23 protein-coding genes (1 of these 23 only partly in view) are annotated in these 24,504 nt (G+C 61.5%); 16 read left to right on the top strand and 7 right to left on the bottom strand.

The window, feature by feature from the left end; translation table 11 throughout:
- Positions 1–110: 110 nt before the first annotated feature.
- From ACD590_RS20025 to secA, 3 genes are all read right to left on the bottom strand, one after another.
- Entirely contained in the window at positions 111–1,388 is a 1,278-nt protein-coding gene (locus ACD590_RS20025) for a GNAT family N-acetyltransferase (protein WP_247265137.1), read from the bottom strand.
- Positions 1,389–2,804: a lipopolysaccharide biosynthesis protein gene (locus ACD590_RS20020; RefSeq protein ID WP_247265136.1), complete on the bottom strand. Its 1,416-nt coding sequence runs from the start codon at positions 2,802–2,804 to the stop codon at positions 1,389–1,391.
- A 182-nt stretch (positions 2,805–2,986) separates the two neighbouring features.
- The gene (gene secA / locus ACD590_RS20015) at positions 2,987–5,704 is read right to left on the bottom strand and encodes a preprotein translocase subunit SecA (RefSeq protein WP_018243756.1); all 2,718 of its coding nucleotides are present in this window, start codon (positions 5,702–5,704) and stop codon (positions 2,987–2,989) included.
- Between the two features lie 246 nt (positions 5,705–5,950).
- Here secA and ACD590_RS20010 point away from each other — a divergent pair, with 246 nt between their 5' ends.
- Complete coding sequence (locus ACD590_RS20010; RefSeq protein WP_439003221.1) at positions 5,951–6,832, top strand: peptidylprolyl isomerase; 882 nt, start codon at positions 5,951–5,953, stop codon at positions 6,830–6,832.
- A 36-nt stretch (positions 6,833–6,868) separates the two neighbouring features.
- On the opposite strand, the gene ACD590_RS20005 is transcribed toward ACD590_RS20010, so the two are convergent.
- On the bottom strand, positions 6,869–7,060 hold the full coding sequence (locus tag ACD590_RS20005) for a hypothetical protein (protein ID WP_113543115.1): 192 nt from the start codon (positions 7,058–7,060) through the stop codon (positions 6,869–6,871).
- Here ACD590_RS20005 and argJ point away from each other — a divergent pair.
- The 5 genes from argJ (at position 7,059) to ACD590_RS19980 (ending at position 10,182) form a co-directional block, all read left to right on the top strand.
- Positions 7,059–8,300: a bifunctional glutamate N-acetyltransferase/amino-acid acetyltransferase ArgJ gene (argJ, locus tag ACD590_RS20000; protein ID WP_018243753.1), complete on the top strand. Its 1,242-nt coding sequence runs from the start codon at positions 7,059–7,061 to the stop codon at positions 8,298–8,300. The genes ACD590_RS20005 and argJ overlap by 2 nt on opposite strands.
- A complete protein-coding gene (locus ACD590_RS19995) occupies positions 8,281–9,087 on the top strand; it encodes a GNAT family N-acetyltransferase (protein ID WP_018448081.1) in 807 nt (268 codons plus the stop codon). Before argJ ends, ACD590_RS19995 begins: the two co-directional genes overlap by 20 nt.
- Positions 9,084–9,497 (top strand): 8-oxo-dGTP diphosphatase MutT, encoded by a 414-nt coding sequence (gene mutT, locus ACD590_RS19990; protein ID WP_012759141.1) that lies wholly within the window; start codon positions 9,084–9,086, stop codon positions 9,495–9,497. Before ACD590_RS19995 ends, mutT begins: the two co-directional genes overlap by 4 nt.
- A gap of 126 nt (positions 9,498–9,623) precedes the next feature.
- Positions 9,624–9,941, top strand: coding sequence for a hypothetical protein (locus ACD590_RS19985; protein ID WP_018243751.1), 318 nt, complete (start codon positions 9,624–9,626; stop codon positions 9,939–9,941).
- A 73-nt stretch (positions 9,942–10,014) separates the two neighbouring features.
- Positions 10,015–10,182, top strand: coding sequence for a Flp family type IVb pilin (locus ACD590_RS19980; protein ID WP_024323594.1), 168 nt, complete (start codon positions 10,015–10,017; stop codon positions 10,180–10,182).
- A 14-nt stretch (positions 10,183–10,196) separates the two neighbouring features.
- Here the strand turns inward: ACD590_RS19980 and ACD590_RS19975 are convergent, their stop codons facing one another.
- Positions 10,197–11,081, bottom strand: coding sequence for a methyltransferase domain-containing protein (locus tag ACD590_RS19975; protein WP_439003220.1), 885 nt, complete (start codon positions 11,079–11,081; stop codon positions 10,197–10,199).
- Between the two features lie 77 nt (positions 11,082–11,158).
- On the opposite strand from ACD590_RS19975, the gene ACD590_RS19970 reads away from it, so the two are divergent.
- Genes ACD590_RS19970 through ACD590_RS19955 form a run of 4 tightly spaced genes read left to right on the top strand, consistent with a single transcriptional unit; the run spans position 11,159 to position 13,517 of the window.
- Positions 11,159–11,935 carry a ComF family protein gene (locus ACD590_RS19970; RefSeq protein ID WP_131647658.1) on the top strand — a complete coding sequence of 259 codons (777 nt, stop codon included), beginning with the start codon at positions 11,159–11,161 and terminating at the stop codon, positions 11,933–11,935.
- A 31-nt stretch (positions 11,936–11,966) separates the two neighbouring features.
- Positions 11,967–12,224: a glutaredoxin 3 gene (grxC, locus tag ACD590_RS19965; RefSeq protein WP_011653683.1), complete on the top strand. Its 258-nt coding sequence runs from the start codon at positions 11,967–11,969 to the stop codon at positions 12,222–12,224.
- A 10-nt stretch (positions 12,225–12,234) separates the two neighbouring features.
- On the top strand, positions 12,235–13,092 hold the full coding sequence (locus tag ACD590_RS19960; protein WP_018243747.1) for a carbon-nitrogen hydrolase family protein: 858 nt from the start codon (positions 12,235–12,237) through the stop codon (positions 13,090–13,092).
- Positions 13,089–13,517, top strand: coding sequence for a DUF1178 family protein (locus tag ACD590_RS19955; RefSeq protein ID WP_018243746.1), 429 nt, complete (start codon positions 13,089–13,091; stop codon positions 13,515–13,517). The genes ACD590_RS19960 and ACD590_RS19955 overlap by 4 nt, the downstream gene beginning before the upstream one ends.
- A 185-nt stretch (positions 13,518–13,702) precedes the next feature.
- On the opposite strand, the gene ubiG is transcribed toward ACD590_RS19955, so the two are convergent.
- Entirely contained in the window at positions 13,703–14,449 is a 747-nt protein-coding gene (gene ubiG / locus ACD590_RS19950) for a bifunctional 2-polyprenyl-6-hydroxyphenol methylase/3-demethylubiquinol 3-O-methyltransferase UbiG (RefSeq protein ID WP_018448076.1), read from the bottom strand.
- A gap of 295 nt (positions 14,450–14,744) precedes the next feature.
- Here ubiG and ACD590_RS19945 point away from each other — a divergent pair, with 295 nt between their 5' ends.
- The 6 genes from ACD590_RS19945 (at position 14,745) to clpB (ending at position 24,316) form a co-directional block, all read left to right on the top strand.
- Complete coding sequence (locus ACD590_RS19945; protein WP_011653679.1) at positions 14,745–16,019, top strand: aspartate kinase; 1,275 nt, start codon at positions 14,745–14,747, stop codon at positions 16,017–16,019.
- Between the two features lie 89 nt (positions 16,020–16,108).
- Positions 16,109–18,376 carry a phosphoenolpyruvate--protein phosphotransferase gene (gene ptsP, locus ACD590_RS19940; RefSeq protein WP_018243744.1) on the top strand — a complete coding sequence of 756 codons (2,268 nt, stop codon included), beginning with the start codon at positions 16,109–16,111 and terminating at the stop codon, positions 18,374–18,376.
- Between the two features lie 29 nt (positions 18,377–18,405).
- A complete protein-coding gene (prfA, locus tag ACD590_RS19935) occupies positions 18,406–19,485 on the top strand; it encodes a peptide chain release factor 1 (protein WP_439003219.1) in 1,080 nt (359 codons plus the stop codon).
- Positions 19,482–20,342: a peptide chain release factor N(5)-glutamine methyltransferase gene (gene prmC, locus ACD590_RS19930; RefSeq protein ID WP_439003218.1), complete on the top strand. Its 861-nt coding sequence runs from the start codon at positions 19,482–19,484 to the stop codon at positions 20,340–20,342. The genes prfA and prmC overlap by 4 nt, the downstream gene beginning before the upstream one ends.
- A 341-nt stretch (positions 20,343–20,683) precedes the next feature.
- Positions 20,684–21,463, top strand: a complete 780-nt coding sequence (locus tag ACD590_RS19925; protein ID WP_028734615.1) for a DUF4167 domain-containing protein — start codon at positions 20,684–20,686, stop codon at positions 21,461–21,463.
- A gap of 252 nt (positions 21,464–21,715) precedes the next feature.
- Positions 21,716–24,316, top strand: a complete 2,601-nt coding sequence (clpB, locus tag ACD590_RS19920; protein WP_028734616.1) for an ATP-dependent chaperone ClpB — start codon at positions 21,716–21,718, stop codon at positions 24,314–24,316.
- Positions 24,317–24,414: 98 nt separating this feature from the next.
- Here clpB and ACD590_RS19915 read toward each other — a convergent pair whose 3' ends face one another.
- A protein-coding gene (locus ACD590_RS19915) for a M23 family metallopeptidase (protein ID WP_131701971.1) crosses the window boundary here: on the bottom strand, positions 24,415–24,504 show its 3' portion. 1,851 nt of this gene lie beyond the right edge of the window; only the last 90 of its 1,941 coding nucleotides appear in the window; the start codon falls outside the window, past its right edge — the gene reads right to left on this strand; it ends in the stop codon at positions 24,415–24,417.

The raw sequence follows: 24,504 nt of genomic DNA, 5'->3' as shown, positions 1-24,504 counted from the left end.
TTTCAGATTCGCCCCCTCGCGCTTTAGGTCTTTGTTTTTACGCATGTCGTTATCGCAAAACCGCGCACACTTTTGCGCGACATGCTTTAGGCACTTCTGCTGGAATTGATTTAGCCCCGCCCGGCGAGCGACATGATCTTCTCGCGCAGCATCTTCGCCATGTTGCGGGTGCTGCGGTACATGTGGAGCTGGGCTGAGACCTGGCGCATGTCGCGGTCGCTGTTCTGCGTCAGGCCGATCACCAGCGTTCCCATCTCCTCGCGCTCCTGCCAGAAGCGGCTCATGATCGGATGATCCGAGACGGCGCAGGAATCGGAGCGGACGATGTTGGCATCGTCGAGATGCCATTCGGTGAGTTCGTTCATCAGCAGCTTGCCCGGCGAATAGCGGGCATAGTTTTCATCGTAGGCGGTCTTCCAGGTATAGGCCTCGCCGCCCATCATCAGCACGACGATGGCGGCAATCGCCTTGCCGTTGAGATCGATCGTGTGAATACGCACGGCATCGACGGCGGCAAGGTTTGACACCGCCTCACGGGCGAAGGCCGTATGATAACGATCGGTGACGAGAGCGCTTCGCCGCTTGCCCTTCCAGCCGCCGGCTTCCATTGCCAGGAATTCCTCGAAGCGGATATGGATTTCGCGCGGCTGGCGGGCGACGGCATAGACCGCTGTTCCCAACTCCTCCAGCAGGCGCCACTGGCGGCGCATCTCGCGCATGTGCGAGGAGGAGATGGTTTTGCCGAGATAGACGGGCGCCTCATCCTCGCTCTGCAGCATCGGGCGCTCGTAAGGATTGGTGACGGTGACTGGAAGATTGCGGCTGAGCGCCACGGCCTTGACCATGCGCACGAAGATACCGTTCAGCCGCAGATCCGGCAGAACCAATATGCCGGGCAGATTGAGATCGCGAGCGGTCAGCCCCTCGAAAAGATTGTCGAGGGTCTCGGCTGCATCCTCGCCATCGACAAGCGGCGTGCCGAGCGGACCGAAGCTGTTCGACCAGCCGCGGATGATCGACGGGCCGACGGCGAAGCCCGGCTTGTCGACCGAAAACGGCAAGAGGAACCGCATGCGGCTGCGGCCGGCATTGTGATCGCGGATCAGGGCGAAGTTCACCTGCCGATCTTCGAGCCGCGGCATGGCGGGGGCGAGGAAGCGGCCGGAGAAAAAGACGTTCGGTTCCATCGCCCGGTTGGAGAGGAAATCGAGTTCATCCTGGAGCTCATAGCCGAGCTTGCCGGGGTAGAGGCAGAGCTCGCGGCCCGGTCGGCCGATCTCGGCGCGAGCCTCGGCCTGCGGCGCGTCGAAATTCAGCGCGGCGAGATCATGCAACATGCGGTTCGCGGTGCTGTCGGTGCTTTCGGTAACGGGGGGAACACGCACCATCTATCGAACTCTCATTTCTGGCGTTGCGGCGGAGGGGCCGGCGAAAGCGAAAAGGACGATGCCGAGCGTGCGGCGCACGGCGACATGCAGCAGGATCGCCTCGACGGCCATGGCCGAGGCCGTGGCGATCGCCGTGCCCTCGATGCCGTAATGCGGGATCAAAGCAAGGTTGAGGCTGACGTTGGCGGTCAGTGCGCCGGCATAGAGCGCGACGCAGAGGTTCTGCTTGCCTGCCATCATCAGCAGCGTTTCGGCCGGGCCGACCAGCGATTTCGCGAGGATGCCGGCGAGCAGGATCGCCATCACCAGATAACCTGACGTAAAGGCGCCGCCGAAGAGCGACAGCAGCAGATGACCGGCCGCAAGCACGACAAGACCGACCCCGAGCGCCGGCCAGAAGGTCCAGCGGGCGGCGTCGATGGCAGCGGTTGCGAGCTGAGCATGGTCGCCTTCGGCGATGATCGAGGAAAAGCGCGGGCCGGAGGCTGCCTTGACCGAGAAATTGATGAAATGCACCAGCGCCATCGTCTTGGCGGCGGCGAAGTAGATGGCGACGTCGTGCGGCTCGAGGAAGATGCCGACGACGACGACGTCGGAATTGGTCAGCAGGAAGCTCACGCCCTCGATCAGGAAAATCGGAAAGGCGACGCTGAACCAGGCGATGAAATCGACCTTGCGCGGGCCTTCGTCATAATGCCGGCGCAGGCGGTAGAGCGTTGCGGCATACTGGCCGAGGGCGGTGACGAAGGTGGCGACGAGTGCTGCCTGCATCGCGGTGACGGCCGTGTGCTCGGCGCCGATGGCAATCGCGATCAGCATGAAAAGGATGATGAGGATCGGGCGGACGATATAGACCGGGCTCAGCGCCATCACCGGCCAGTGGTTCGCCCGCGACGTGCCTTCCAAAATGTCGCCGAGCGCGATCATCGGCATGGCGAGCAGGCCGATGAAGATCGGGACGAGATAATAGACCTGGATCTTATCGCCGAAGAAATGCAGGCCGAGCATGCCAGCGGCGAGCACCGCCGTGCCGGAAAGCAGCGCAAAGATGCGCGCCGTGCCGGTCAGGCCGCGGATTTCCTCGAAAGCGCCCGCTGCCCTGTATTGCGGCAGGAAGCGGATGATCGCGGTGTGGAAACCGAGGCATGAGAGATCGCCGAAGACGACGACCAGCACCCAGACGAAAACGAAGATGCCATATTCATATTCGCCCATCAGCCGGGCGAGCACGATCTGGGAGACGAAGGCGAGTGCGGCGCTGAGGATACGAATCGAAAAGGCCGTCAGCGCCATGCGCTGAGCGGCCGCCTTTTCACCGCGTTCGGTGAGCACGGCAGCAAGCATGCGCAGCGTGCGGCCGCCGATCGGGCGCAGGCCCGCGGGCAGCATCTTCTCCGCTGTTTCTATGACCGCCATGATGAACACGCAAAACTCTAAAAGGTCAGGCAAATCGTCCCGGAAGTCTTGACAGAACAGGGTTAAGAAACGGTTCTGGTTTGGGGTTGCCGTCGGACGCTGAAATTCCGGTTTTCCGGCGTTGCCGCAGAAAAGAAAATGCCGCCCGGAGGCGGCATTTTCGCGGATCTTTGCGGCTTGCCTCAGACCTGCTCGAAGGCGCCGTGGCAATGCTTGTATTTCTTGCCGGAGCCGCAGGGGCAGGTCTCGTTGCGGCCGATCTTGCCCCAGGTGGATGGATCATCCGGGTTGCGGTTTTCAGGAGAAACGATGACTTCCGATGCCTGGTAGATCGCCGGGGCGAAATCGTCCTCGCCGGTCGTAGGATCCAGGTGATGGGCCTGCATCAGCGGCGGTTCAGGCTCGGCGGGCGCCTGCTGCACCAGTTCGACGCGCATCAGCTGGGCGGTGACGGCTTCGCGCAGATTGTTGAGCAGCGCCGTGAAGAGCTCGAAGGCTTCCGACTTGTATTCCTGCAGAGGATCGCGTTGGGCATAGCCACGGAAGCCGATGACGGAGCGCAGATGGTCGAGGTTGACGATGTGTTCGCGCCAGAGATGATCGAGCGTCTGCATGACGATCGAACGTTCGACATAATGCATGATGTCGTCGCCGAAACGCTCGGCCTTTTCCGTGAAGGCCGCATTGGTGGCTTCCGTCAGGCGCTCACGGATATCGTCCTCGCCGATGCCTTCTTCCTTCACCCAGTCCTCGATCGGCAGGTCGAGGTTGAGGATGTTCAAAGCGCCGGTCTTCAGGCCGGCGGCATCCCATTGTTCGGCATAGGCGCGCTCGGGGATATGCTTTTCGACCATGTCTTCGATCACCTCACGGCGCATGTCGGAAACGGTCTCGGAAATATTGGTCGATTCCATCAGTTCGAGGCGCTGCTCGAAGATCACCTTGCGCTGATCGTTGAGAACGTCGTCATACTTCAAGAGGTTCTTGCGGATGTCGAAGTTACGGGCTTCGACCTTCTTCTGGGCGCGCTCCAGGGCCTTGTTGATCCAGGGATGGACGATCGCCTCGCCCTCCTTGAGGCCGAGCTTGGTCAGCATGCTGTCCATGCGGTCGGAGCCGAAGATGCGCATCAGGTCGTCCTGAAGCGAGAGGTAGAACTTCGAGCGGCCGGGGTCGCCTTGACGGCCGGAGCGGCCGCGCAGCTGGTTGTCGATGCGGCGGCTTTCATGGCGCTCGGTGGCAATGACGTAGAGGCCGCCGGCTTCGAGCGCCTTCTGCTTGAGTGCCTTGATCTCCTCGATGATCGCCTGGATCCGGGCGTCACGCTCCGGACCGGCTTCGACTTCGCCGAGTTCGCGCTCAATGCGCATGTCGAGGTTGCCGCCGAGCTGGATGTCGGTGCCGCGGCCGGCCATGTTGGTGGCGATGGTGATGGCACCCGGCACGCCGGCCTGGGCGACGATGTAGGCTTCCTGCTCGTGGTAGCGGGCGTTCAGGACCTTGAAGTCGTCGAAGCCCTGCTTGCGCAGGCGCTCGGCAAGCAATTCCGATTTCTCGATCGAGGTGGTGCCGACCAGCACCGGCTGGCCGCGCTTGTGGGCGTCGAGGATCTCCTCGATGATCGCCTTGAACTTCTCGTCGAAGGTCCGGTAGACCTCGTCGTCCTCGTCGAGGCGCTTGATCGGCAGGTTGGTCGGGACCTCGATGACATCGAGATTGTAGATGTTGGCGAATTCTTCCGCTTCCGTCTGTGCCGTGCCGGTCATGCCGGCGAGCTTGTCGTACATGCGGAAGTAGTTCTGGAAGGTGATCGAGGCCAGCGTCTGGTTTTCCGGCTGGATCTGCACCTTTTCCTTGGCTTCGAGCGCTTGGTGCTGACCTTCCGAATAGCGGCGGCCCGGCATCATGCGACCGGTGAACTCGTCGATGATGACGACTTCGTCATTGCGGACGATATAGTCCTTGTCGCGCTGGAAGAGCTTGTGGGCCTTCAGCGCATTGTTGACGTGATGAACGATTGCGACGTTCTCAATGTCGTAGAGCGCGTTGCCCTTCAAGAGGCCGGCCTGGCGGAGCAGGTTTTCCAGCTTCTCGGTGCCCTCTTCGGAGAAGTTGGCGGAGCGCTGCTTCTCATCGATCTCGTAATCGCTCGGCGCCAGCAGCGGAATGAAGGCGTCGATCGTATTATAGAGTTCGGAGCGGTCGTCGAGCGGACCTGAGATGATCAGCGGCGTGCGCGCCTCGTCGACGAGGATCGAGTCCACTTCGTCGACGATTGCGAAGTTGTGGCCGCGCTGGACCATCTGGTTCTTCTCGTACTTCATGTTATCGCGCAGATAATCGAAGCCGAGTTCGTTGTTGGTGGCGTAAGTGATGTCGCAGGCATAGGCGGCGTGGCGTTCCTCGTCGGAAAGGCCGTGGACAATGACGCCGGTGGTCATGCCGAGGAAGCCGTAGACGCGGCCCATGGTCGCGGCATCGCGCTGGGCGAGGTAATCGTTGACGGTGACGACGTGTACGCCCTTGCCGGAAAGCGCGTTCAGATAGACCGGCAGGGTGGCGACGAGGGTCTTGCCTTCGCCGGTCTTCATCTCGGCAATCGCATTCGAATGCAGGATCATGCCGCCGACCAGCTGTACGTCAAAAGGTCGCAGGCCGAGAACGCGGCGCGAGGCTTCGCGCACGACTGCAAAGGCCGGGATCAAAATGTCGTCGAGCGTCTTGCCCTCGGCGAGCAGGGCGCGAAACTCCACGGTCTTTGCCGCGAGCTGCTCGTCCGTCAGGGCCTTCGTCTTCTCTTCGATAGAGTTGATGGCAGTGACGTTCGGCTGGTAGGACCGCACGCGGCGGTCGTTGGAAGACCCAAATAACTTGCGGGCTATACCGCCAAAGCTGACCATATGACTGGCCCTTTCTCAATATTCATCCCCGGCGTTTCTTGTCCGCGGCCCAGCCGAAAATCAGGCGCGCGCCTTAAAACGCCCGGAAACTGTTCTGGACGCGAGGTTGCGTGACAGATAAGAGGGGGGTCGAATGATGTCAACGGATTTGGCGGATACAGAAAGGCCACAATCCGGTGTTGATGGCTATTTTGGGCTGGATTCAGGGGATGCTGAAACCGGCAATGTAACTGTGAAGGGTATTTCATGTTGAGCACCAACAAACTTGCCGTTCTGGCGTTTGCAACTTTTGTTGCGCTCCAGGGCCCGGCCCATGCCGATGACGCCGTCATCGCCAAGGTCGGCACTCTGGAGATCCACCAGTCGGAACTCGACCTTGCGGTCGCCAATCTCGACCCGCAGCTGGCGCAGCTTCCAGATGACCAGAAGAAGGTCGCAGCCCTTTCCGCCGCCATCGACGTGAAGCTGCTCGCCGCCGACGCTGCGGCTGAGAAGCTTGATCAAGCCGACGAATTCAAGAAGCGCATGCAGTATCTCACCGACCGCGAGCTGCACAATGCCTATTTCAAGAAGCATGTCGTCGACATCGTGACGCCTGAGGAAGTCAAGGCCCGTTACGACAAGGAAGTCGCTGCCCTGCCGAAGCAGGAGGAAGTCCACGCCCGTCACATCCTCGTCAAGACCGAGGACGAAGCCAAGGACATCATCAAGCAGCTCGATGCCGGCAAGGATTTCGCCGAACTCGCCAAGGAAAAGTCCACCGATCCGAACAAGTCGGAAGGCGGCGACCTCGGCTATTTCACGCGCGGCCGCATGGTCAAGGAATTCGAGGACGCAGCCTTCGCGCTTGAGAAGGGCACCTATTCCAAGACGCCGGTTAAGACCGATTTCGGCTTCCACGTCATCAAGGTCGAGGATAAGCGCGACGCTCCGCCGCCGCCCTTCGAGCAGGTGCAGGATCAGGTTCGTCAGCTCGTCATGCGCGACAAGTATCTTGAGCTTCTGAACAAGGCGAAGGCCTCCGCCAAGATCGAGATCACGGACGAGACGCTGCGCAAGGGTTACGACCAGGCCAACAAGCAGCCGGAGCCGGGCAGTGAGCCCGTCGCGCCGGCGCCGCAGCAGTAATATTCGCATCAGGGCCCGGTTCTTCCGGGCCCTTCATTAGATCCGGATGATTTTGGGCCTGATCGGCCTAAAATCATCCGGATCTAAATCAAAGAAGGTGAGCATGGTGTCGTCCGAAAGCCGCTGACACTTTTCGGCATCATGCTCTGGCATCGTTTGTTGTCGCATTTCCGGACGGCGAACCGGTTTCCATTTCGCCTGGAAGTGCTCATTGGCAGGTCTCATCATGTCCGGTTCCGTCTCTCCGCTCGCCCCGAAATCCTTCGTCTCGATGCCACCGCTGCGCGGCGTGCGGATGGCGACGGCTTCCGCCGGCATCAAGTACAAGAACCGCACAGATGTGCTGATGATGGTCTTTGACAGGCCGGCGACTGTTGCGGGCGTTTTTACCCGCTCGAAGTGCCCGTCGGCGCCGGTGGATTTCTGCCGGGCCAATCTCCCCCATGGCAGCGCCCGCGCCGTCGTCGTCAATTCCGGCAATGCTAATGCTTTCACCGGCCTGAAGGGCCGGCAGGCGACCGCGCTGACGGCGAAGTCGGCTGCCGCTGCCGTCGGCTGCGCCGAAAACGAGGTCTATCTGGCCTCGACCGGCGTCATCGGCGAGCCGCTGGATGCCACCAAATTCTCAGGCGTTCTGGACCGAATGCAGGTCGAAGCGACCGGCGATTTCTGGTTCGAGGCGGCCAAGGCGATCATGACGACCGACACCTATCCGAAGGTTTCGACCCGCAGCGCCGAGATCGGCGGCGTGGCCGTGACGATCAACGGCATCGCCAAGGGCGCCGGCATGATCGCGCCTGATATGGCGACGATGCTCTCCTTCGTCGTCACCGATGCCGACATTGCGCCAGCCGCGCTGCAGGCGCTTCTATCTGACGGCGTTGGCCCGACCTTCAATTCCATGACCGTCGACAGTGACACCTCCACCTCCGATACGTTGATGCTGTTTGCAACGGGAGCCGCGGCCGAGGACGGCCAGGCCCGCATCGAACGTGCCGATGATCCGCGCCTTGCCGCCTTCCGGGCCGCACTCAATGAAGTGCTGAAGGACCTGTCGCTGCAGGTGGTGCGCGACGGAGAGGGTGCCACCAAGATGCTTGAAATCACCGTGACGGGTGCCGAGAGCGATGCCGCCGCCAAGCGTATCGCGCTATCGATCGCCAATTCGCCGCTGGTCAAGACGGCGGCCGCCGGCGAAGACGCCAATTGGGGCCGTATCGTCATGGCCGTCGGCAAGTCCGGCGAGATGGCTGACCGCGACCGGCTCGCCATCTGGTTCGGCGACATCAGGGTCGCCGTCAATGGCGAGCGTGATGCCGATTATTCCGAGGAGGCCGCCTCGAACGTCATGAAGGCGCAGGATATCCCCGTCAAAGTCGATATCGGCCTCGGCGGCGGCACAGCAACCGTCTGGACCTGCGACCTCACCAAGGAATATGTTGCGATCAATGGCGACTATCGGAGCTGATCGTTCATTGGCGCAGGTATCCATTTTCTCACACAATCTGCCGCTGGTGCGCAGGCTGGAGGCCGTCGGCTTTCGCGCCTGGCCGGCGGCATCCGTGCAATATGACGGCAGCTGGCAGGTGCGCCTGACGGCCGGTCACCCGTCCAACCGGCTGAATTCGATCGTGCCGCTCGATCCCTCGGATCATCGCGATGTCGAAATCCGCCTGGAAAAGGCGCGCCGAAAGTTCGAGGCCTATGGCCGCGCCGCTGTGGTCCGCCAGACGCCGCTGGCCTCGCCGGTGCTGATCGAACTTCTGCGCGCGCAGAACTGGACGCGCTTCGACGATACGGTGGTGATGACCTGCGACCTTGCCGAGGCGGAGCTGCCGGATACGCTCGATCACCTGCCGACTCACGATGTCGGCCGTTTCGTCGACGCCAACCTCGCCGTCGACCGGGCGCCACTGAGGCTGAAGCCGGCGCTTGCCGAAATCATTTCAGCGATCAAGCCGCCATCCGGCCTGTTCATGATCGAGAATGCGGCGGACGGCCCGCTTGCGACCGTGCTCTGCGTCCAGGACAATGACCTTGCCGGGATCATGTCGCTTTCGGTCTCCGAGGCGCGGCGGCGCGAGGGGCTCGGCACCGAAATCCTCACCTCGGCGCTGCGCTGGGCGCGCATGCGTAGCGCCCGTTCGGCCTGGCTGCAGGTGAAGCTGTCCAACCGCCCGGCCATCGCACTCTATGAGCGCCTGGGTTTTCGCGACGCCTATCATTATTGCTATTGGCAGCAGGAGCCGCGATGAGCGAGGCAGGCCGGAAGATATTGCTGGTCGCCGCCTGTGCGCTGATCGATGCCGATGGGCGTATCCTGTTGGCACAACGTCCCGAGGGAAAGTCGCTTGCCGGGTTGTGGGAGTTTCCCGGCGGCAAGGTCGAGCCCGGTGAGACGCCGGAGGAAACGCTGGTGCGCGAGCTTGAGGAAGAGCTCGGCATCAACACCAAGATCGCCTGCCTTGCGCCGCTTACCTTTGCCAGCCACTCCTACGAGACCTTCCACCTTTTGATGCCGCTTTATATCTGCCGGCGCTATGAGGGCATTCCCCAGGGCCGGGAGGGGCAGGCGCTAAAATGGGTGCGTCCGCAGGCGCTACGCGACTATCCGATGCCGCCGGCTGACGAGCCGCTCATCCCGATGTTGCAGGATTTACTTTAGCGTTATCTGATTATTATTGTGCCACATCGTTTTCGGCTGTGGATATTAATGGATCGTTTAACACCTTCTGCCAAAGATCGGCCTCAATCAAGCATCTGGCGTGCGTGTATTAAAAGGCTTGACGTCATGGACGATGATTTCTGGAAAGCTGTCCGGGAAAAGGAACGGGCCTCGTCTGCCTCGCGCAGGACGGGTGCGCTGAATATCGCCCTTCTGTTCGGCACGGCAGTGGTCGCGCTGACGCTCATTCTGACGCCAATGCTTGCGGATTCCTCGAAGAAAAGCGTCTTTGCCAGCGCGCCGGCGGATTTTGATACGATCACGACAGGATCGATCCCGAAGAGTGACAGCGGCAAGCGTTATACGATCCGCCGCAGCGTCCTCCAGGATACGCCCGGTTCGGTCTGCGTCGTCCAGGGCTATGGCGTCGGCGCCGGTTGCTGAAAAATGCCGGCCGTCGCCCGATGGTCGTGGAATTGTTCGTTTGCCGTCGGTTTCGCTCAGGGGTCGCGAAATAATGCGTATTTTGAAGGCATTTCTTGCAGATAACAGAGGTGCGACGGCAATTGAGTATGGCCTGATCGCGGCCCTCATTTGTGGCGCTCTCGTCTCTGGTCTCGGGGTCTTCACCGGCGCCCTGCAGGACGTCTTCAACGTGATCAACAACAATATGACGGTGAATTGAAGAAGCGCCGGCCGTTACTGCTTGAGCTTGTGCTCGTCCACCTTCAATGCATCGGCAAGGCGCGCCTTGGCCGAACCCGGCCTGAGCGGCTTTTGCTGGCTCTCATGGGCAGCCCATCCCGAGACATAGATGATCGAGAAGGTGGCGCGGATACGTCCATCGGGATCGGAATAACGTTCGGCGTAGATCTCCGCTGCACGCAGGAAGAAGGCGCGTGTCAGCGGCATCCTGGCGCGGGCTGCAAGCGGATTGCTCATGCCCATCGCTCTTAGATCCCGCATCAGCGGAAAGAGCGAATCATAGCGCACCGTATAATTCTCCGCGTCGATCACCGGCAACGTGAAGCCGGCGCGCTGCATGAGGCTGCCGACATCGCGCACATCGGCGAAGGGGATGACACGCGGGCTTGCGCCACCCGTCATCTCGACCTCGGTGGCCAGCAGCACATCGCGCAGTTCCTGTAGCGTGCCGGCGCCGGGGACCGCCGCCATGAACAGGCCGTCCGGCTTCAGGGCGCGGCGGATCTGGATGAAGACACCTGGCGTATCGTTGGTCAGATGCAGGCTGAGCGGCGCAAGGATAAGATTGGCCGATTGCTGTTCGAGCGGCACGTCCTCGAGCGGCGCCTCGATCAAGGTTTCGCCCGGCCCGGCATAGGCTTTCTGGCTTTCGATGCGGATCATCGTGCCGATTTTGCCCGTCGCCAGCGCGGCACGGGCGGCAGCACCGGTTGCGCCATGCAGTTCGACGGCGGTCTCGAAAGTCCGCTCGACCACAGTAAGCCGCTCGGCCATTTCCTCAGCGGCAATGTCGAGCAGGAAGGCGGCTTTCGGGTCGTTGTTTACAAGCGCGCGATGGCGATGTGCGGCGATCAGGGCTCTGTCGAAGATCGTTTCCATGGCGATGTCCTTAGTCCCGTGTCGCCTGTGCGGCAAGACGATTTTCCTTTCGCGAAGAACAGGCTAGTCTCCGCGGCATGGGACTGATCAACGTTGAAAAACCGTCAGAGTTCTTGCGGGCGCAACTCTTGCGGCCGTTTTCGGCGCTTGCCGATTTCTTCTATCCGCCCGCCTGCTCTGTCTGCGGTATTTCCACAGGCGGCCATCGCGGGCTCTGCGCAAAATGCTGGTCCGGCATCCGCTTCATCGAACGGCCCTATTGCGAGGTGCTTGGCATTCCCTTCTCGCACGATCTCGGCGTCGGCATCCTCAGCGCCGAGGCGATCGCCAACCCGCCGCCCTTCGACCGGCTGCGGTCGGCCGCGACCCATGACCATGCGGTCCGCGATCTCGTTCATGGGCTCAAATATCGCGATCGCACCGATCTGGCACCGATGATGGCTGCCTGGATGCTGCGGGCTTCCGACGGGACGGTCGAGAGCTGCGATGCGCTGATCCCGGTGCCGCTGCACCGCACCCGCATGCTGGCGCGCAAGTTCAACCAGGCAGCCGAGCTTGCCCGCCATATGGCAAGGCTCTCAGGCAAGCCGCTGCTTGCCGCCACGCTTGTTCGCGTCAAGCGCACCAGCCAGCAGGTCGGCCTCGGCGCCAAGGCGCGTGAGGACAATGTCAGGGGTGCTTTCACGATTGCCAAGGGTTGCGAAAACGACATTTTCGGCAAGCGTATCGTCCTCGTCGACGACGTCTATACAACAGGGGCGACGGTCGCTGCGGCAAGCCGGACACTGCGCAAGGCGGGTGCGGCCGACATAACGGTTTTGACCTTTGCAAGGGCTCTCTCCGAGCCTATATGACAGGAATACCCGGCATCAGTCTGGAGAGATTATGGTACCCGTCACCATCTATACACGGCAGTTTTGCGGCTATTGCACCCGCGCCAAGTCCCTTCTCGAAGAAAAGGGCGTCGAATATGTCGAGCACGACGCGACCTTTTCGCCGGATCTTCGCCAGGAGATGATCGGCAAGTCGAACGGACGGACCACTTTTCCGCAGATTTTCATCGGCGCCGATCATGTCGGCGGTTGCGACGATCTCTTTGCGCTCGATCGGGCCGGCAAGCTCGATCCGATGCTGGCGGCTTGAGGAAGAACCGATGAGCTTCAAGGCCGCAGCTGTCCAGATGTGCTCCGGGGTCGATCCGGCGAAGAATGCCGCCGCCATGGCGCGGCTGGTGCGCGAGGCCGTTGCCCAGGGCGCGACCTATGTGCAGACGCCCGAGATGACCGGCATGCTGCAGCGAGACCGTGCGGCGGCACGCGCCGTGCTTGCCGACGAGGCGCATGACATCATCGTCAAGACTGGCTCAGAGCTTGCCGTGGAGCTCGGTATTCACATGCATGTCGGTTCGACTGCGATTGCCCTTGCTGACGGAAAGATCGCCAATCGCGGTTTCCTGTTCGGTCCCGACGGCAGGATTCTCAATCGCTACGACAAGATCCATATGTTCGACGTCGATCTCGACAATGGCGAGAGCTGGCGTGAAAGTGCCGCCTATACAGCCGGCTCGGAGGCCCGCGTCCTGTCGCTGCCCTTTGCCGAAATGGGCTTTGCGATCTGTTACGACGTGCGGTTTCCCGCGCTCTTCCGCGCCCAGGCCATGGCCGGTGCCGAGGTGATGACAGTGCCCGCCGCCTTCACCAAGCAGACCGGCGAGGCGCATTGGGAGATCCTCCTCAGGGCACGGGCAATCGAGAACGGTGTCTTCATCATCGCTGCCGCACAGGCAGGCCGGCACGAGGACGGGCGCGAGACTTTCGGCCATTCGATGATCATCGATCCCTGGGGCACGGTGCTGGCGTCGGCCGGCGCCACCGGTGCGGCGGTTATCGTCGCCGAGATCGATCCCGCCGCGGTCAAGGCCGCGCATGACAAGATCCCGAACCTGAGGAATGGCCGGGAATTCTCGGTCGAGAAGATTGCGGGAGCAGTCGCCGGAGGCGTCGCCGCTTGATCCGCTATTCCCTCACCTGTGACAATGCCCATGAATTCGAAGGCTGGTTTTCGGAAAGCGCCGATTTCGATCGTCAGGTCGAAACCGGTTTTCTGACCTGCCCGGTCTGTCATTCCGCCGCCATTTCCAAGCTGTTGATGGCGCCTTCGGTGTCGACCGCGCGGAAGAAGGACGAGAGGCAGACGCTGGCGATGGATGCCATGCGCCGCGAGGCCCTGCAAAAGCTCAAGGAGGCCGTTGCGGCGGTCAAGGCCAATTCCGAGGACGTCGGCACGCAATTTCCCGAGGAAGCCCGCAAGATCCACTACGGCGAGGCGGATGCCCGCGGCATCATCGGCCAGGCGACGTTCGACGAGGCGCAGGCCCTCCTCGAAGAGGGCATCGAGATCGCAGCCATTCCTGTTTTGCCGGAAGACGTAAACTGACGTGTAGTCCACGCCGCTCGCCTTCTATGATTTCGGCCTGCGTATCGCGCTGAAAGTGTAGCCGGCTTATTGACGGCGGGACTAAAGCGCGTCGCGATCTTTCAGATTCGCTCCTCGCGCTTTAGCCCTTTGTTTTTGCGCATGTCGTTGTCGCAAAACCGCTGCACAGTTTTGCGCGACATGCCCTAAGCCGGCCGCTTCGCCAGCAGCATATAATTCACGTCCATATCCTTGGACAGGTTCCATTGGTTCGACAGTGGATTGAAGAAGACGCCGGTGCGGTCGGTGATCTCGAGGCCGTTTGCGGCCAGCGGCTTTTCCAGCTCTTCCGGGCGTACGAGCTTTTCATACTGATGCGTGCCGCGCGGCAGCCAGCGCAGAATGTTCTCGGCGGCGAAGATGGCAAGCGCTGCCGCCTTCATCGTACGGTTGATGGTGGCAACGAAGATCAGGCCGCCGGGGCGGACCATTTTCGCGCAGGTCGTCATGAAGAATTCGACATCGGCGACGTGTTCCACCACCTCCATGTTCAAGACGATATCGAAGGTCTCGCCAGCCTCGGCGAGCTCCTCGGCGGTGACGGCGCGATAGTCGACCGAAACGCCGGAGGCCTTCGCATGGGTGGAGGCGATGCCAATATTCTTCTCGGACGGATCGGCGCCGACGACGGACGCGCCCATGCGGGCGACAGGTTCGGATAACAGACCGCCGCCGCAGCCGATATCGAGCACGCGCAGGCCCTCGAGCGGGCGCGCGCTTTTCGGATCACGGCCGAAATTCTCGCAGGCTTTGTCTCTTATATAGGCGAGCCGGACGGGATTGAACTTGTGCAGCGGCTTGAATTTGCCGGTCGGGCTCCACCATTCCGCCGCCATCGCCGAGAAGCGGTCCACTTCACCTTGGTCGATCGTGCTTCTGGCGCCTTCCGTCATCGTCCACTCCTTCATTCGTGAGATGTGAAGTCGGACGATCGGGGGCATAAGTCAAGGGTGCAGACCAGAGGACTGACGAGGGCGGAACCGCTCGCCAATAGCTTTTATCGCCCGCGCTTGCCTCCCCCCGCCAAACTCGCTAAGAGACGCCGCAACTTGGGGCCTTTGGGGACCTGGGCTTTAGAGCGGTTCCGGAAGTTGGGAATCCGGCTCTCTGGCCAAGCGGTCTGCCCAGAGCTTTCGTGATGCCGGGTCCGGTTTTCCGCTTTCCCGGCGCCAGTCGTGGTAGAGGCATATGGCACGCATCGTAATGAAATTCGGCGGCACGTCCGTCGCTGACCTGGACCGCATCAAGAATGTTGCCCGCCACGTAAAACGCGAAGTCGATGCCGGGCACGAGGTCGCGGTGGTGGTGTCGGCCATGTCCGGCAAGACCAATGAACTGGTTGGCTGGGTCCAGGGCACGCCGAAGGTGATCGGCGCCAATTCTCCGTTTTACGATGCGCGGGAATATGATGCGGTGGTCGCATCCGGCGAGCAGGTGACATCAGGGCTGCTGGCAATCGCATTGCAGGCGATGGATATCAATGCCCGTTCCTGGCAGGGATGGCAGATCCCGATCCGCACCGACAACGCGCATGGCGCGGCGCGGATCATGGAGATTGACGGCTCTGACATCGTCAAACGCATGGGCGAGGGGCAGGTTGCCGTCATCTCCGGCTTCCAGGGGTTGGGACCCGACAACCGTATCGCGACGCTCGGGCGCGGCGGATCGGACACTTCGGCCGTCGCAATCGCGGCAGCTGTCAAGGCAGACCGCTGTGATATCTATACTGACGTCGACGGCGTCTACACGACCGACCCCCGCATCGTGCCGAAGGCGCGCAGGCTGAAGAAGATCGCCTTCGAGGAAATGCTGGAAATGGCCTCGCTTGGCGCCAAGGTACTGCAGGTGCGCTCGGTCGAGCTTGCCATGGTGCACAAGGTGCGCACCTTCGTGCGCTCATCATTCGAAGACCCCGATGCTCCGGGCATGGGCGATCTGCTGAACCCGCCCGGAACGCTGATTTGTGACGAGGATGAAATCGTGGAACAGGAAGTAGTCACCGGCATCGCCTATGCCAAGGATGAGGCTCAGATCTCGCTTCGCCGTCTTGCCGACCGGCCGGGCGTGTCCGCGGCGATCTTCGGGCCGCTTGCTGAATCCCATATCAATGTCGACATGATCGTCCAGAATATCTCCGAGGATGGGTCGAAGACCGACATGACCTTCACCGTGCCGTCAGGCGACGTCGAGAAGGCGATCAAGGTGCTCGGCGACCATAAGGAGAAGATCGGCTACGATGTCGTGCAGAACGAATCGGGGCTGGTGAAAGTATCGGTCATCGGTATTGGCATGCGCAGCCACGCGGGCGTTGCCGCGACCGCATTTCGTGCACTTGCCGAAAAAGGCATCAACATCAAGGCGATCACGACCTCCGAGATCAAGATTTCCATCCTGATTGACGGTCCCTATGCAGAACTCGCTGTCAGGACTTTGCATTCCTGCTACGGTCTGGATAAGAATTGATTCCCAGTGGGCGGCCTGCCCCTTCAGGTTGAGGAGACGAGGGCCGGCCTGCCGGGACTGAGTGCGTTGTTTCGGGAGCTTGAGACGCCATGAGAGACCTTTCCGGCGGTCCGCGCGTGCTGCTCAGGCGGCTGCGCGAGTTGATGGCGGAGCCGCTGGAGCCGCAGGAGCGTCTTGACCGGATCGTCCGCCAGATTGCCGGCAATATGGTGGCGGAGGTTTGCTCCGTCTATGTGCTGCGCGCCGACGGCGTACTCGAACTCTACGCGACCGAAGGCCTCAACCGCGAGGCCGTGCATCTGGCGCAACTGAAGATGGGGCAGGGCCTGGTCGGCACGATCGCGGCGTCGGCCCAGCCGCTTAACCTTTCCGACGCGCAGTCGCACCCTGCTTTCCGCTACCTGCCGGAAACGGGCGAAGAAATCTACCATTCCTTCCTTGGTGTGCCGATCCTCAGGACCGGGCGCTCACTCGGCGTTCTCGTCGTGCAGAACAAGGCAAGCCGCAACTATCGCGAGGAAGAGCTGGAAGCGCTCGAGACGACCGCGATGGTGCTTGCCGAGATGATCGCCACCGGCGAGCTCAAGAAGATCACCAAGCCGGGCCTCGAACTCGACCTGACGCGTTCGGTTACCGTTGATGGCGACACTTATAATGACGGCATCGGCCTCGGTTACGTCGTGCTGCACGAGCCGCGCATCGTCGTCACCAACCTGCTGAACGAAGATGCCGAGAAGGAAATCCGGCGGCTGGCCGAAGCCATGGGCTCGCTTCGGATTTCAATCGACGACATGCTGTCGCGTCGCGACGTGTCGATGGAGGGCGAACATCGTGAGGTGCTCGAAACCTATCGCATGTTTGCGCATGACCAGGGCTGGGTGCGCAAGCTCGAGGAGGCGATCCGCAACGGCCTGACGGCGGAAGCAGCAGTCGAGAAGGTGCAGAGCGACACCAAGGCGCGGATGATGCGGTTGACCGACCCTTATCTGCGCGAACGCATGCATGATTTCGAGGATCTGGCGAACCGGCTGCTCAGACAGTTGACGGGTTATACCGGCCGGACGACCGCTGAAGGTTTCCCCAGCGACGCAATCATCCTGGCGCGCGCCATGGGGGCAGCCGAGCTGCTCGATTATCCGCGTTCCAATGTGCGTGGGCTGGTGTTGGAAGAAGGGGCGGTGACGAGCCACGTGGTGATCGTCGCACGCGCCATGGGGATTCCGGTCATCGGCCAGGCGGCGGGTGTGGTGGCGCTCGCCGAGAATGGTGATGCCGTGATCATCGACGCCGACGAGGGGCATGTGCATCTGCGGCCGATGGCCGATCACCGGCGTTCCTATGAGGAAAAGGTCCGCTTCCGCGCCAGGCGGCAGGAGCAGTTCCGGGCACTGCGCGCCGTCGAGCCAGTGACCAAGGATGGGCAGCGGATCTCGCTGATGATGAATGCGGGGCTGTTGGTCGACCTGCCGCAGCTTTCGGAATCGGGTGCCGAGGGCATCGGCCTCTTCCGCACCGAACTGCAATTCATGATCGCCTCCACCATGCCGAAGGCGGATGAGCAGGAGCAGTTCTATCGCAATGTGATCAAACAGGCGGCGGGCCGCACCGTCACCTTCCGTACGCTCGATATCGGCGGCGATAAGGTGGTGCCCTATTTCCGCGGCCATGAGGAAGAAAATCCGGCACTCGGCTGGCGCGCCATCCGGCTGTCGCTCGACCGGCCGGGACTGTTGCGCACCCAGTTGCGCGCCCTGCTAAAGGCATCGGCCGACACCGAGCTGAAGCTGATGGTTCCGATGGTGACCGAGGTATCCGAGTTGAAGATGGTGCGCGAGCTTTTGCAGAAGGAAGTGCAGCATCTCTCGCGCTTCGGCCACGGCTTGCCGCGCAAGCTGCAATTCGGGGCGATGCTGGAGGTGCCGGCCCTGCTTTGGCAGCTCGACGAACTGATGGAGGCGGTCGATTTCGTCTCGGTCGGTTCGAACGACCTCTTCCAGTTCTCGATGGCGGTCGATCGCGGCAATGCACGGGTTTCGGACCGCTTCGATCCGCTGGGCAAGCCGTTCTTGCGCATCCTGCGCGATATTGTGCGCGGGGCGGAGCGGAACAAGACGCCGGTGACGCTCTGCGGCGAGCTCGCCAGCAAACCCATCTCGGCGATGGCGCTGCTCGGTATCGGCTTCCGCTCGATCTCGATGTCGCCGGCCTCGATCGGACCGGTGAAGGCGATGCTGCTAGGGCTCGATGTCGGGGCGCTGACGAAGGCGATGGACGAGGTGCTGGACGATCACCATGCCTTGACGCCGATGCGCGAGGTGCTTGCCCGCTTCGCCGAGAGCCACAATATTCCCCTTTAGACTGAGATTAAGAAGAATCGGAGTGAAGGGTGGCGAAGCTTCCCGTTGAAAAGATGCGCGAGCTGGAACGTCGTTTCGGCGAGATCGAGGCGCGCATGTCGGCTGGCCCGGCTGCCGATGTCTATGTGAAGCTCGCATCCGAATATTCCGAGCTGCAGCCTGTCGTGACCAAGATCCGCGTCTATGAGAAAGCGGTCGCCGAGCTTGCCGATCTCGAAACGCTGCTCGAGGACAGGTCGGTCGACCGCGAGATGCGCGACCTCGCCGAGCTGGAGCTGCCCGACGTGAAAGAGCAGATCGAGGTGCTGGAACAGGAGATGCAGATCCTGCTTCTGCCGAAGGACGCAGCGGACGAAAAGAGCGCGATCCTCGAAATCCGCGCCGGCACGGGCGGTTCGGAAGCGGCTCTTTTCGCCGGCGATCTGTTTCGCATGTACGAGCGCTTTGCGGCGGAAAAGGGCTGGAAGGTGGAGGTGCTCTCGGCGAGCGAGGGCGAAGCCGGCGGCTACAAGGAAATCATCGCGACGATTACCGGTAGGGGCGTCTTTGCCAAGCTGAAATTCGAATCCGGCGTGCATCGCGTGCAGCGCGTGCCGGAAACCGAGGCGGGGGGCCGCATCCATACGTCGGCGGCGACGGTGGCGGTGCTGCCCGAGGCCGAGGAGATCGACATCGAGATCCGGGCTGAAGACATCCGCATCGACACGATGCGCTCTTCGGGCGCGGGCGGCCAGCACGTCAATACGACGGACTCGGCGGTGCGTATCACCCACCTGCCGAGCGGCATCGTCGTCACCAGCTCGGAAAAATCGCAACACCAAAATCGCGCCAAGGCGATGCAGGTGCTGCGCTCCAGGCTTTATGACGCGGAGCGGCAGAGGGCCGACAGCGAGCGCTCTGCCGATCGCAAAAGCCAGGTCGGCTCCGGCGACCGCTCGGAACGTATCCGCACCTATAATTTCCCGCAGGGGCGGGTGACGGACCATCGCATCAATCTGACGCTCTATAAGCTTGACCGAATGATGGAAGGCGAGATCGAGGAGGTCGTCGACGCGCTGATGGCCGATTACCAGGCCAGCCAGCTGGCGCAGCTCGGCGAGCAACAATGAGCTCGACGGTCTCCGATATGCTTGCCGAAGCGCGCCGTCGCTTCACGGAAGCCGGTATCGTCGACCCGGCGACCGATGCGCGGCTGCTTGTCGCGGGCCTTCTGAGATTGTCGCCGACCGAGCTGTTGACGCGATCGGCCGAGAGGCTTTCTCCTGAACAGGCCGAAGTGATTTTCAAGGCGCTGGAGCGGCGGCTCGGCCATGAGCCGGTGCATCGCATTCTCGGCGAGCGGGAATTCTATGGCCTGCCGCTGCGGCTCTCGGCGGAAACGCTGGAACCGCGGCCGGATACGGAAATCCTGGTCGATACGGTTCTCGTCTATCTCAAAGACCTTGCAAAGGCGCAAAGCCGTCTCCATATCCTTGACATGGGAACCGGGACCGGGGCGATATGCCTTGCGCTTTTGAGCGAGTGTCCTGATGCGTCAGGTGTCGGCAGCGACATATCGGCGGATGCACTTCTGACGGCAAGATCGAATGCAGAAAGAAACGGGTTGCAGGATCGTTTTCAGGTCGTCCAGTCGAGTTGGTTCGAGAACATCCAGGGATCGTTTCACGCGATTGTCTCAAATCCGCCCTATATTGCTTCCAATGTCATTCACGATCTCGCTCCCGAAGTGACGAAATTTGATCCGGCTGCGGCTCTGGATGGCGGCCCGGATGGGCTTGACGCTTACAAAGCCATAGCCAAGGATGCGGCAAGGTTCATCAAGCCCGATGGGGTCGTCGGACTGGAGATCGGCTACGATCAGCGAAACGACGTGACGGCGATCTTTGAAGCGAAAGGCTTCAGGTGCCTCAAATCCGTGAAAGATTATGGTCAGAACGACAGGGTGCTCGTGTTCGCGCTCACGTGAGAGACGACAATCCGGCATTGAACAGGACATTATTGTTATTGCGAAGAAAAGGCTTGGATTTCCCGGTGAAGCAATATAGGTTGCGGTCACGTGTTGGGCAGATAGGAATGAACGAGATTCGTTCGGTACTTGGTTTGCCTCGGGGGTCCGCTCTTTTAAACGAGAGTTTCAACGGTTGAACACGACCCAATGCGTGAATCAGTCAAACTGACTTGAGAACCAAGCGGCAGGTCGGCGCAAAGGCGCAGTATGCTCGCGGCACAAAGGTCCTGACCCGGTTTCCGGTCATGGCGGTTGGTGCCATGTATCCATCACAAACAGAGAATTCAGGTGAACGATCTATGAGGCCAGGACAGCAGAACAAGCGCGGTCGAGGGCGTGGTAACAATAACAACGGCGGCGGTGGCGGCGGCGGTGGAAATAACAATAACAACAATTTCAACCGCAAGGGCGGCAATCCGCTGACCCGGACCTATGACAGCTCCGGCCCCGATGTGAAGATTCGCGGTACTGCGCAGCATATCGCCGAAAAATACGCGCAGCTCGCCCGCGACGCCCAAAGCTCCGGCGATCGCGTGATTGCCGAGAACTATCTCCAGCACGCCGAACATTACAATCGTATCATCGCCAGCGCCCAGGCGCAGATGCAGGAACGCTTCCAGCGCGACGACCGCGGCGAGTACAATGATCGCGAAGGTGCGGACCGCGACGGCGACGATATGGATAACAATGAGAATGACAATGACAATGACGGCGACGACGTCGTTATCGTCCAGCCGCCGCAGAACAGGCAGCATCAGCCGCAGAGCAGGCAGCACCAGCCGCAGCCGCAGGCACAGCAGCAGCCGAAGCCGGTACCCGCTCAGGCGCCGGCACCGGCACCCCAGTCCGAACTCATCGATGGAACCGGCCCACAGCCGGAGATCGAAGGTATTCCGGCCGAAGTCGCCATGGACGAGGAAGGTGCCGGCGGCCAGCCGCGCGAACGCCAGCCCCGCCGCCGCAGCACCGGCAGCCGTCCCCGTCGCCCGCGTCGCGGTGCTGAGGGTGAAGAAGCCGCCGCTGAAGGCGAGGGCGCCTCTGCCGAGGCGCCAGTGCTGGCTGACGTCGCATCGGAATGAGGATTTCGCGTCCCCTTCAAGGGAGAGCGTGAAGTTCATGCCATCTGCTCGAATTAGTTTGAAAATCCCCGGCCTTGTGCCGGGGATTTTCATTTTACGGGCTCTTTAAACTCGCAGAACAGGCTACCATATTCTCTTCGAACTGCTTCGCCCGAATCCCAGACGGGCAAAGCGTGACCTGCCTTTTCAGGGGGTCGATCTCAATCATCGGTCTGCGCCTCGTCAGGGCAGGGCGATCCATGGAGGTACCATATGAATATCGAGAAATATTCGGAGCGGGTGCGCGGTTTCATCCAGTCCGCCCAGACCTATGCGCTGGCGCAGGGTCACCAGCAATTTACGCCCGAACATGTGCTGAAAGTCCTGCTCGATGACGATCAGGGCATGGCGGCATCGCTAATCGAGCGCGCCGGCGGCGATGCCAAGGCCGCCCGCCTTGCCAATGACGCAGCTCTCGCCAAGTTGCCGAAGATCTCCGGCGGCAACGGCAACATTTATCTGGCGCAGCCTCTCGCCAAGGTCCTTTCGACCGCTGAAGAAGCGGCGAAGAAGGCCGGCGACAGCTTTGTCACGGTCGAGCGCCTGCTGCAGGCGCTGGCGATCGAATCCTCGGCCTCGACCTTTTCGACGCTGAAGAATTCAGGCGTGACGGCCCAGGGCCTCAACCAGGTCATCAATGACATCCGCAAGGGCCGGACGGCGGATTCCTCCAATGCCGAGCAGGGTTTCGATTCGCTGAAGAAGTTTGCACGCGATCTCACTGCCGAAGCCCGCGAGGGCAAGCTCGACCCGGTGATCGGTCGCGACGACGAAATCCGTCGCACCATCCAGGTGCTTTCGCGCCGCACCAAGAACAATCCTGTGCTGATCGGCGAACCCGGGGTCGGCAAGACGGCGATCGTCGAGGGCCTGGCGCTGCGCATCGTCAACGGCGACGTGCCGGAATCGCTCAAGGACAAGAAGCTGATGGCGCTCGACATGGGTGCGCTGATTGCCGGTGCGAAATACCGCGGCGAATTCGAGGAGCGGCTGAAGGCCGTGCTCAATGAAGTCCAGGCTGAGAACGGCGAGATCATCCTGTTCATTGATGAGATGCACACGCTGGTCGGCGCCGGCAAGGCGGATGGGGCGATGGACGCCTCCAACCTCTTGAAGCCCGCCCTTGCCCGCGGTGAGCTGCATTGCGTCGGCGCGACCACGCTTGATGAATATCGCAAACATGTCGAGAAGGATCCGGCCCTTGCCCGCCGCTTCCAGCCCGTCGTCGTCGACGAACCGACGGTCGAAGACACGATCTCGATCTTGCGTGGGCTGAAGGAAAAATACGAGCAGCATCACAAGGTGCGCATCGCCGATGCGGCGCTGGTGGCCGCGGCGACACTTTCCAATCGCTACATCACCGACCGCTTCCTGCCCGACAAGGCGATCGACCTGATGGACGAGGCGGCAGCGCGCCTGCGCATGCAGGTGGATTCCAAGCCGGAAGAGCTCGACGAGCTCGATCGCCGGATCATCCAGCTGAAGATCGAGCGCGAGGCGCTGAAGAAGGAAACCGACATTGCCTCTGCTGACCGGCTGAAGCGGCTGGAGACCGAACTGACCGGCCTCGAAGAGGAAGCCGATGCACTGACGGCTCGCTGGCAGGCGGAAAAGCAGAAGCTCGGCCTTGCCGCCGATCTGAAGAAGCAGCTCGACGATGCCCGCAATGAACTGGCGATCGCCCAGCGCAAAGGCGAATTCCAACGTGCCGGCGAGCTGACCTACGGTGTCATTCCGGATTTGGAAAAGCAGCTCGTCGACGCCGAAAAGCAGGATGGCGAACGCGGCGCGATGGTGCAGGAGGTCGTCATCCCCGACAATATTGCCCATGTCGTTTCCCGCTGGACCGGTATTCCGGTCGACAAGATGCTGGAAGGCGAACGCGACAAGCTGCTTCGGATGGAGGACGAACTGGCGAAATCGGTGATCGGCCAGGGTGATGCGGTTCAGGCCGTGTCGCGCGCCGTCCGCCGCGCGCGGGCCGGCCTGCAGGATCCGAACCGGCCGATCGGCTCGTTCATCTTCCTCGGCCCGACTGGCGTCGGCAAGACGGAGCTCACCAAGGCGCTTGCCCGCTTCCTCTTCGACGACGAAACGGCGATGGTGCGTATGGACATGTCGGAATATATGGAGAAGCACTCCGTTGCCCGGCTGATCGGTGCGCCTCCCGGCTATGTCGGTTATGACGAAGGCGGAGCGCTGACGGAAGCCGTGCGCCGCAGGCCTTATCAGGTCGTGCTGTTCGACGAGATCGAAAAGGCGCATCCCGACGTCTTCAATATATTGCTGCAGGTGCTGGACGACGGACGTCTGACGGACGGCCAGGGCCGGACGGTCGATTTCCGCAACACGATGATCATCATGACCTCGAACCTCGGCGCCGAATATCTGACGCAGCTGAAGGACGGCGACGACAGCGACACGGTTCGCGAGCAGGTGATGGAGGTTGTGCGCGGGCATTTCCGGCCGGAATTCCTGAACCGCATCGACGAGATCATCCTTTTCCATCGCCTGAAGCGCGAGGAGATGGGCGCGATCGTCGATATCCAGCTGAAGCGGCTGGTGGCCCTGCTGTCCGAGCGCAAGATCGTCATCGATCTCGACGAGGAAGCCCGCCACTGGCTGGCGAACAAGGGTTACGACCCGGTCTACGGCGCAAGGCCGCTGAAGCGGGTGATCCAGAAGTTCGTGCAGGATCCGTTGGCCGAGCAGATCCTGTCTGGCCAGGTGCCGGACGGATCGACGGTAAAGGTGACGAGCGGTTCGGACCGGCTGCAGTTCAGGACGATGCAGACGGTGAGCGAAGCGGCGTAAACCGGTTTGCCGGATGAATGGGAAATGGCGGCTTCGGGCCGCCATTTTTCGTTTGGTGGCCGAGGCGTCTCGTGGAGGGGAACCAGCGTAGATGGACGCTACTTGCTCGCCACCTGGTCTGGCGTCTGGTTGTTCAGCAGCGTATCGATGCGCTTGCGCTCGTCCTCGAATTTCGCCAGCGCCTCGCC

Origin of the sequence: Rhizobium sp. 862_C5_N1_2, from assembly GCF_051811205.1 — a bacterium.
Lineage (GTDB): Bacteria > Pseudomonadota > Alphaproteobacteria > Rhizobiales > Rhizobiaceae > Rhizobium > Rhizobium leguminosarum.
Note: the sequence above shows the minus strand (reverse complement) of the source record. Positions and strands in the feature narration are given on the sequence as shown.

What these genes read in the sequence shown, in the direction of transcription:
- ACD590_RS19960 (WP_018243747.1), top strand. Translation starts at nt 12,235, where the DNA reads ATGAGCTTCAAGGCCGCAGCTGTCCAGATGTGCTCCGGGGTCGATCCG.
- ACD590_RS20005 (WP_113543115.1), bottom strand. Translation starts at nt 7,060, where the DNA reads ATGATGAGACCTGCCAATGAGCACTTCCAGGCGAAATGGAAACCGGTT.
- ACD590_RS19985 (WP_018243751.1), top strand. Translation starts at nt 9,624, where the DNA reads ATGGACGATGATTTCTGGAAAGCTGTCCGGGAAAAGGAACGGGCCTCG.
- ACD590_RS19945 (WP_011653679.1), top strand. Translation starts at nt 14,745, where the DNA reads ATGGCACGCATCGTAATGAAATTCGGCGGCACGTCCGTCGCTGACCTG.
- mutT (WP_012759141.1), top strand. Translation starts at nt 9,084, where the DNA reads ATGAGCGAGGCAGGCCGGAAGATATTGCTGGTCGCCGCCTGTGCGCTG.
- ACD590_RS19975 (WP_439003220.1), bottom strand. Translation starts at nt 11,081, where the DNA reads ATGGAAACGATCTTCGACAGAGCCCTGATCGCCGCACATCGCCATCGC.
- ACD590_RS19995 (WP_018448081.1), top strand. Translation starts at nt 8,281, where the DNA reads ATGGCGACTATCGGAGCTGATCGTTCATTGGCGCAGGTATCCATTTTC.
- ubiG (WP_018448076.1), bottom strand. Translation starts at nt 14,449, where the DNA reads ATGACGGAAGGCGCCAGAAGCACGATCGACCAAGGTGAAGTGGACCGC.
- argJ (WP_018243753.1), top strand. Translation starts at nt 7,059, where the DNA reads ATGTCCGGTTCCGTCTCTCCGCTCGCCCCGAAATCCTTCGTCTCGATG.
- clpB (WP_028734616.1), top strand. Translation starts at nt 21,716, where the DNA reads ATGAATATCGAGAAATATTCGGAGCGGGTGCGCGGTTTCATCCAGTCC.
- ACD590_RS20020 (WP_247265136.1), bottom strand. Translation starts at nt 2,804, where the DNA reads ATGGCGGTCATAGAAACAGCGGAGAAGATGCTGCCCGCGGGCCTGCGC.
- ACD590_RS20010 (WP_439003221.1), top strand. Translation starts at nt 5,951, where the DNA reads ATGTTGAGCACCAACAAACTTGCCGTTCTGGCGTTTGCAACTTTTGTT.
- ACD590_RS19980 (WP_024323594.1), top strand. Translation starts at nt 10,015, where the DNA reads ATGCGTATTTTGAAGGCATTTCTTGCAGATAACAGAGGTGCGACGGCA.
- grxC (WP_011653683.1), top strand. Translation starts at nt 11,967, where the DNA reads ATGGTACCCGTCACCATCTATACACGGCAGTTTTGCGGCTATTGCACC.
- prmC (WP_439003218.1), top strand. Translation starts at nt 19,482, where the DNA reads ATGAGCTCGACGGTCTCCGATATGCTTGCCGAAGCGCGCCGTCGCTTC.
- ptsP (WP_018243744.1), top strand. Translation starts at nt 16,109, where the DNA reads ATGAGAGACCTTTCCGGCGGTCCGCGCGTGCTGCTCAGGCGGCTGCGC.
- ACD590_RS19925 (WP_028734615.1), top strand. Translation starts at nt 20,684, where the DNA reads ATGAGGCCAGGACAGCAGAACAAGCGCGGTCGAGGGCGTGGTAACAAT.
- ACD590_RS20025 (WP_247265137.1), bottom strand. Translation starts at nt 1,388, where the DNA reads ATGGTGCGTGTTCCCCCCGTTACCGAAAGCACCGACAGCACCGCGAAC.
- ACD590_RS19970 (WP_131647658.1), top strand. Translation starts at nt 11,159, where the DNA reads ATGGGACTGATCAACGTTGAAAAACCGTCAGAGTTCTTGCGGGCGCAA.
- secA (WP_018243756.1), bottom strand. Translation starts at nt 5,704, where the DNA reads ATGGTCAGCTTTGGCGGTATAGCCCGCAAGTTATTTGGGTCTTCCAAC.